Raw genomic sequence first — 7,536 nt, forward strand, 5'->3', positions numbered from 1 at the left:
AATTGGAAAAAACCAATTAGTCGTTTTCTTTTTTCGCTTCCTCTTGTACCTTTTTTTCATAAGCTAGTTTTAATTCATCTTCCACCGTTTCTTCCGTCATTTTCACGTTTGCACGATAACTTGCTCGTAAAACGAGGTGCCCTGATACGGGTGCTGTAATAAAGACGAACACAATCCCAAGCATAAGACGGACACTGATGGCTCCGTCATTGTTCCAGACGTATAAAAAGACACCAATCAATGTCGTTAAAATTGCAACGGTTGTCGTTTTTGTTGCGGCATGTGCCCGTGAATATACGTCACGAAATCGGATGATGCCAATAGCACTGATGACACTAATGATACTACCTAATAAAATTAAACTAGCAGCAAAAAACTCAAATATCTCGTTTACGCTCAATGATTGCACCCCTTTCTAAAAACTTAGAAAAGGAGATAGTACTAACAAACGCAAGTATCCCTAAAACGAGGATGACATCGTAAAAAGCTTTCGTATTAAAAATGATGGAGACGATAGCAATAGAAGAAATTAAATTTCCTCCAACGACATCCATTGCAATGACACGATCAGGGAATGTCGGTCCGATAATAATCCGAATGAACGTAATAAAAATTGCTACCCCAAACAAAACAAAAGAAGTCATTAACATCCACTCTATCATTATCTCGTCACCTCCATGATCGCTTTCTCAAATGTATTGAGTGACCTTTCTAAGTCGCTTTTATATCGATTGATATCCATCGCATGAATGTAAAAAACATTTCCTTCCTCATTGACTTCCATTACGACAGACCCTGGAGTTAATGTGAGCAACAACGCTAGTGTCGTGACTTCCCAATCACTATGAAGCTCTGTCTTATAGGAAAAAATACCAGGTTCAATATCAATCTTAGGTGTAATAATATGTTTAATCACGACGATTGTAGATTGAATTGTCTCGGATATAAAGATTAAAATTAGCTTTATCATAGAGAGGAAACGATGTAAATAGAAACGACCACCAAAGAAGCGCCGCATCATATACAGAATGACACTACCGACGATAAATCCGACGACGATCGTTTGCCATCTTAGCACATCTTCATCTTTTAAAAGTACCCATAATAAAGCGATAAATAAGTTTAATAAAAACTGTGCTGCCATCATTTCACCCCCTAATTAATGATTGTATAATACTGCATCAATATATATAGACGGGTTCATCAATGTTTCTGCTGCATCAACGATGTATACAGCCACTGCTTCTGAACCTAGTCCTAGTAAAAATGTACAACATACTAGTAAGCTCATTGGAAGTAATACTCCTTTTCGTAAAGGGATTTCTTCTTCCTCACTAATAATGGTCTCTCCCCAAAAACAACTCATGAAAATACGTAATAATGAATAAAGGACGATAAAGCCTGATGCAAAACTAAGTCCTAATAAAACGTAAGAACCTGTTGCAATGGCACCTTGACCGAGCAATACTTTTCCTAAAAACCCGCTTAAAGGTGGAATGCCTGTGACGGATAAGACGGCAATGAAAAACATCCAACCTAATGCGGGATAGTTTCGAATCAGTCCACTCATCTCATCCATACGTTCCGATTTCGTTAAGTAAATCATCGATCCCGCAAGTAAAAATAGTAAAGCTTTTACGATCATATCGTGCATGATATAAAACACGGCACCTTCTATTGCAGATGTATGCATAACTGCAAGGCCCACTAAAATGAATCCTACTGTAATGACAACGTTATATGAAACGATTTGGCGAATATTCGTATAAGCGAGTGCACCGATACACCCACCGATTAATGTTAATGCAGCCATTATTCCGATAATGGTATGTGTAATTTGTTGTTCATGGTAAAAGAGCAATGTGAACGTTCGAAATAAGGCATAGATTCCAACTTTCGTGAGTAATGCTCCGAATAATGCTGCAATTGCTGTTGGTGGTTTACTATAAGATCCAGGTAACCATTGGTATAAAAGTAGTCCACTTTTCAAACTGAAAACGATTAAAAAGACGAAGCTAATAACGGTTATAATGGGTGTTTGGCCTACTTCGTCAATTCGCTCTGATAAATGTGCTAAGTTTAAAGTACCTAACGCACCATATAAATATGCAATCGCAATAAGGAATAACGAAGATGAAATGACATTGATAGTAATATATTTAATGGACTCACGTAATTGTGCTTTCGTTCCTCCTAAGGTGATTAATGCATAAGAGGCAAGTAACATAACTTCAAATGTTACGAATAAGTTGAACAAGTCTCCTGTTAAAAAAGACCCATTGACCCCGGCAATTAGAAATAACACGAAAGGATAAAAGTATAATTTCTCTCGCTCTTTTCCTATTGTGTAAAAAGCATACATCACACAAAAGATACTAACGATATTTGTCGTTAAGACGAGCAATGTAGCAAAAGAATCCGCAACAAACGAAATACCAAATGGTGGCAGCCAACCTCCGAAATGGAGGGTTAAAATCCCTTCTGTTTGAATCGTTTGTAACATGATGAAACTAATAATGGCATTGATGATTAATGATAAAAGTGTGATTCCCCGTTGTAACTTTATATATGGTGTGAAAAAAATGAGTAACACACCAGTGATGAGTGGTAACACCATAGGAAATACGATGATATTATTCATGGCGGAACCCCCGTAACTCTTTTAGGTCAGTCGTCTTAGTACGTTTATATACTTGGTATGCGAGCACGAGGAAAAAGGCAGTTACCGCAAAGCTAATAACGATGGACGTTAAAATAAGTGCTTGTGGTAATGCGTCTACATATTCTTCGCTATTTTCTCCGATAATTGGCACACTGCTTCCGTAAAAACCACCCATCGCCATAATGAGTAAATGGACGGCATGAGTTAGGACAGCTGTTCCTAAAATAACTTTAATTAAATTTTTAGATAAAAGTAAATAGGTTGCAATGGTAACTAATATACCAGATAGGATAATAATGACTGTTTCCATTACTTACACGTCCTCACTAATAGATAAAATAATCGTTATGACAACTCCGACAACGGTAAGGGCAACACCTGTTTCAAAAAATGTTACCGTTGAGATTTCAATTGGTCCGAAAAAAGGTATCTTGATTGCCATAAATCCCTGTGTTAAAAATGGTTTACCAAATACGACAGCCCCAATCCCATCAATAAGTACTAACATTGCACCAACTGCACCTAATATGCGGAAGTTAACGGGAATCCCTTTTTTTACGGTTTCTATATCAAAAGCTAGTAACATAAGGACGAAGCTAGATGCCAACGCAAGGCCTGCAACGAATCCCCCACCAGGTGCATTATGACCAGAGAAAAACAAATAGATCGCTAACGTCAAAATGATAAAGACAACGACTTTGGTGACAGATTGTAATATGACATCATTCGTTTTCATCATGCTTCACCTCCACTTTATCTTTATATTTAATCAATGTGTACACACCAATTCCGGCAATTAATAATACGATTACTTCCAACATCGTATCAAATGCACGAAAATCTCCAAGTACGGTGTTCACAATATTTTTAGCACCTGTCAATTCTTCAGATTTTTCGAAGTAAGTGGAAATAGATTCAAATAATCGGCCACTTTTAACAGAAAGTGCAATGAGTGTAAATGTCACTCCAACAGAAATTGCGATGATCATATTCGTCACTTTTGTTTTACGAGCAGGTTTTTCCTTTTCCCATTCAGGGAGGAAATAGAAGCAAAGTAAAAATAACGCTGTCGTAACGGTCTCTACGACGAGTTGTGTTAAAGCTAAATCCGGTGCTCGGAATAAAACGAAAAACATTGCAATGGCAAAACCAATATATCCATTAACGACAATTGCTGTTAGTCTTGATGATGCCAATAAAATAGTCATACCAGCAATGATAATGGAGACGACTAAAATCCAGGCAAATATATTCATTGCCGCATCCCCTTCCATTGAAAAGGCAAATGCGTCTACGTAAAAGAATACACCTAACAATAAAACCGTGAAGAAGCTGAAAATAAACGCGATATAATCACGCAAATAACCTGTCATATAGAAGTTCGTTATTTTATTTGCATATATATCTAATTTCTCTAATGTATTGTTGTATAACGCATCAAACGACAATGATCGTGGAAATACAACGTACACCTTTTTGAAATAGGTTAAGTAAATATAAATAATGGATCCAAGTATTATAATACCAATGGTCATCATTAATTCTGTGTTAAATCCATGCCATTGTGAGATGGAGCCAATCATATCAGCTGTCACATTTGGATAAATACTGTAAATAGCAGGTTTAATAATATGGTCCCCTAATATGTTCGGGAAGAAAAATACGAATACGACTAGGGCGCCTAAAATAATCGGTGGGATAAGCATCCCAAAGGACGGCTCTTTTGCTTCCTCTTTATTTTGTATTTTAAATGGCCCGAAGAACGTTTGAAAAACGATCATCATACAGTAAATGAACGTAAAGACACTCGCTACCCAAGCAATAATAGGGAAAAATGTTGCCATCGTTTGCAAGGATGTAATCGATTCTATATTCATTTCTTTTAATTGTAGCATCGATGTGAAAAACATTTCCTTACTTAAAAACCCATTAAATGGTGGTAGTCCGGCCATCGAAAAGCTACCAATCATTGCGATTGTAAAAGAAATTGGCATTAATGAGGCTAGTCCACCTAAACGTCGTAAATCACGTGTTCCAATTTGATAGTCAATAATTCCGACAATCATAAATAATGCACCTTTAAATGTGGAGTGGTTCATTAAATGAAATAACGCCGCAAAAATTGCTTGTGTATATAATGTGCCTTCTAGTGAAAATTGTGGATGAAAAGATAAAGATCCGACACCAAATAGTGTCATAATTAATCCGAGTTGACTGACGGTTGAATAAGCGAGCAATGCTTTTAAATCTGTTTGGCGTATCGCCGTGAACGCACCCCAAAATAATGTTAGTAACCCGATAGTGCTCACGAGTATAAACCAAATCGTCTCTCCACCGAATACAGGGGTAAAGCGAGCAACGATATAAATCCCGGCCTTTACCATTGTTGCTGAGTGCAAATAAGCACTGATTGGTGTTGGAGCCTCCATCGCATCTGGTAACCAAATATGAAATGGGAATTGTGCTGACTTGGTAAACGCACCGATTAAAATGAACACGATGATCCATATAAGTAATGGGTCGTTTTTCCACGTATCGACTTGCGTGATCATTTCGCTAATTTGGAATGTGCCAGTAAGATGGTGTAACATCAGGAATCCGACGAGCATAAAGAACCCACCGATGACCGTAATATGCAACGCTTTTTTTGCACCGTAACGAGACCCTTTACGTTGATACCAATAAGCAATTAGTAAAAAGGATGAGATACTCGTTAATTCCCAAAATACATACAACACGATTAAATGGTCTGAAAAGACAACTCCAAGCATACTTCCCATAAATAACAGTAAGTAAATATAAAACTGTACGACATTTGGGTCTGTCGCTAAGTAGTATATGGAATACAAAATGACAAGTGTACCAATACCTGTTATTAATAGACCAAAAATGAGACTAAGCCCATCTATATTCGTCAAAAAGTTAATATCAAATGTTGGTATCCACGGCACTTCGTTCTGGAAAGTTTGCCCAGAAGCAATTTTGGGGATATATGTACTTAACTGGATGAATAAAATGGCGGGAACGATTAATACGAGCCAACCAAGATGAATTTTTTTAAATCGCCTTAGAAACAGTAAAATGATAAGAGCTGTTAAAAAGGGAAAAATAATCGCTAAATGAATTGGAAGCAATTGTTTTCCTCCTTTGTAGTATTGAATTGAGGTAAAATAAATATTTCTTGTTAATTATATACTAAAATATATGTTTTATCACGTATCTAAGCTGAATTTTTATGGAAAAATAGAGGTTTAAAAGAAAATAATATGTTATGATAGAAAAAATGTACGATATGTCGTATAATATGGTGCTATAAATTATCATATTATTGGAGAAAAGAAAGGGTGTCGTCTGTTGGGTAAAATTAAAAGCCATATGGATGAGCGAATTTTAGTTTGTGTATATTACGGTCCTAATGGTGAAAGATTAATTAGGCGTGGGTACGAATTGTCCCAAATGTCGGATAGTCCTTTCTATGTATTAACTGTTGACCGATTAGCATCAGACGAGTTCGATGCTGAAAAAGCTAGTTATATTGAACAATGGAGAGCATTATCAAAAGAATTAGGCGCAGAGAAATTTATTTTAAAAGATAATGAAACAAGGCCGATTGTAAAAGCAATTAAAGAGATTTGTTATAAATACAATATAACCCAGGTAATTATTGGAGAAAAGCCACAAAATCGTTGGGAAGAAATTACGAAAGGTTCGTTTGTTAACGTATTATTACGTGAACTAGTTTTTGTTGATCTTCATATCGTATCCGTAGATCGTGCGTTGAAAGTGGCGGACGAAGCGATGTATGAAAAAGGTATTCGTGGTTTCTTGCGAAAGGACGAGCAAGGGTTTGTGTTATCTTTTACAAAATCAAAAGCGAACTTATTTGAAGGTGTTTTCTATAAAGAAATCGGAACTGACTTTAATAATGGCATGTTTAAGTTCGTATGTGGTGGAGAAAGTCACCAAGTACGGATAAAAGAAGACCATGTTATTGATGACATAAAAGAACCACCAAATATAAATTTAGGATAAGTAAAAAGGTAATGGGTATCTTTCTATGAGACACTCATTACCTTTTTTATGGATTAAAAGATAGCTATAACTGCTGATCTATTTCTATCAATACTTCTTTAATACTTTTATCTTGGATAACGACATCTGCAAAACGATCATATTCTGTTGGTTCACGATTCACAATGATGAGCTTTGAACCATGCTCTTTTGCGATTAATGGAAACATATTTGCGGGTGAAACAGATAAGGAAGATCCTAGTACGATAAATAAATCGGCTTTTTTGGCTTCTATTTCAGCACGTCGAAACGTATCTTCTGGTAAATTCTCTCCGAATAAGACGATGCCTGGACGAATCGTGCCACCACATTCACATGTAGATATACCTTTTACATAAACATCTCTCGTAAATTCTTTCTTACATGTATGACAATGGAATACGCGAAAAGATCCGTGTAATTCCATGACATTTTCGTTTCCAGCATCAGAATGAAAAGCATCAACATTTTGTGTGATGATCCCTTTAATACGACCGGATTTTTCCCAGTCCGCTAATATATGATGTCCTTTATGTGCCTCATATTTATTAATTTCTGATAGCCGATATTGATAAAACTCTGTAAATTCTTCTGTGTTGTGTACTAATGCATGTACATTTGCTAATTCACTTGGATTGAATTTTTCCCATAATCCACGGTCTTTGGATCGGAAGTCTGGTAAACCACTTTCTGTTGACATTCCGGCACCAGTGAAAACAATGGTGTAAGAAGATTCTTTTAACATTTCCGTTAATGTATCCAATACTATCCCCTCCATCATGCTCTTAGTTCTATCGTAGCAAAGAAAAAACGACGAAACAATT

At 36.4% G+C, this 7,536-nt stretch carries 9 protein-coding genes; 1 reads left to right on the forward strand and 8 read right to left on the reverse strand.

What is annotated here, in order from left to right:
• Positions 1-16: 16 nt before the first annotated feature.
• Genes WKT09_RS13325 through WKT09_RS13355 form a run of 7 tightly spaced genes read right to left on the reverse strand, consistent with a single transcriptional unit; the run spans position 17 to position 5,796 of the window.
• Positions 17-409 (reverse strand): Na+/H+ antiporter subunit G, encoded by a 393-nt coding sequence (locus WKT09_RS13325; protein ID WP_445324041.1) that lies wholly within the window; start codon positions 407-409, stop codon positions 17-19.
• Positions 378-662: a Na(+)/H(+) antiporter subunit F1 gene (locus WKT09_RS13330; RefSeq protein ID WP_340416499.1), complete on the reverse strand. Its 285-nt coding sequence runs from the start codon at positions 660-662 to the stop codon at positions 378-380. Before WKT09_RS13330 ends, WKT09_RS13325 begins: the two co-directional genes overlap by 32 nt.
• Positions 662-1,144, reverse strand: coding sequence for a Na+/H+ antiporter subunit E (locus WKT09_RS13335; RefSeq protein ID WP_340416500.1), 483 nt, complete (start codon positions 1,142-1,144; stop codon positions 662-664). Before WKT09_RS13335 ends, WKT09_RS13330 begins: the two co-directional genes overlap by 1 nt.
• Positions 1,145-1,159: 15 nt before the next feature.
• A complete protein-coding gene (locus WKT09_RS13340) occupies positions 1,160-2,641 on the reverse strand; it encodes a Na+/H+ antiporter subunit D (RefSeq protein ID WP_340416501.1) in 1,482 nt (493 codons plus the stop codon).
• On the reverse strand, positions 2,634-2,972 hold the full coding sequence (locus WKT09_RS13345) for a Na(+)/H(+) antiporter subunit C (RefSeq protein ID WP_340416502.1): 339 nt from the start codon (positions 2,970-2,972) through the stop codon (positions 2,634-2,636). The genes WKT09_RS13340 and WKT09_RS13345 overlap by 8 nt, the downstream gene beginning before the upstream one ends.
• A 3-nt stretch (positions 2,973-2,975) precedes the next feature.
• Entirely contained in the window at positions 2,976-3,398 is a 423-nt protein-coding gene (locus WKT09_RS13350) for a Na(+)/H(+) antiporter subunit B (protein ID WP_340416505.1), read from the reverse strand.
• The gene (locus WKT09_RS13355) at positions 3,385-5,796 is read right to left on the reverse strand and encodes a Na+/H+ antiporter subunit A (RefSeq protein ID WP_340416503.1); all 2,412 of its coding nucleotides are present in this window, start codon (positions 5,794-5,796) and stop codon (positions 3,385-3,387) included. Before WKT09_RS13355 ends, WKT09_RS13350 begins: the two co-directional genes overlap by 14 nt.
• A gap of 220 nt (positions 5,797-6,016) precedes the next feature.
• Here WKT09_RS13355 and WKT09_RS13360 point away from each other — a divergent pair, with 220 nt between their 5' ends.
• The gene (locus WKT09_RS13360; RefSeq protein WP_340416504.1) at positions 6,017-6,694 is read left to right on the forward strand and encodes a histidine kinase; all 678 of its coding nucleotides are present in this window, start codon (positions 6,017-6,019) and stop codon (positions 6,692-6,694) included.
• Positions 6,695-6,758: 64 nt separating this feature from the next.
• Here WKT09_RS13360 and WKT09_RS13365 read toward each other — a convergent pair whose 3' ends face one another.
• Entirely contained in the window at positions 6,759-7,490 is a 732-nt protein-coding gene (locus WKT09_RS13365) for an SIR2 family NAD-dependent protein deacylase (protein WP_340416506.1), read from the reverse strand.
• Positions 7,491-7,536 lie beyond the last annotated feature (46 nt).

This window comes from Pseudogracilibacillus sp. ICA-222130, from assembly GCF_037892545.1.
Lineage (GTDB): Bacteria > Bacillota > Bacilli > Bacillales > Amphibacillaceae > Pseudogracilibacillus.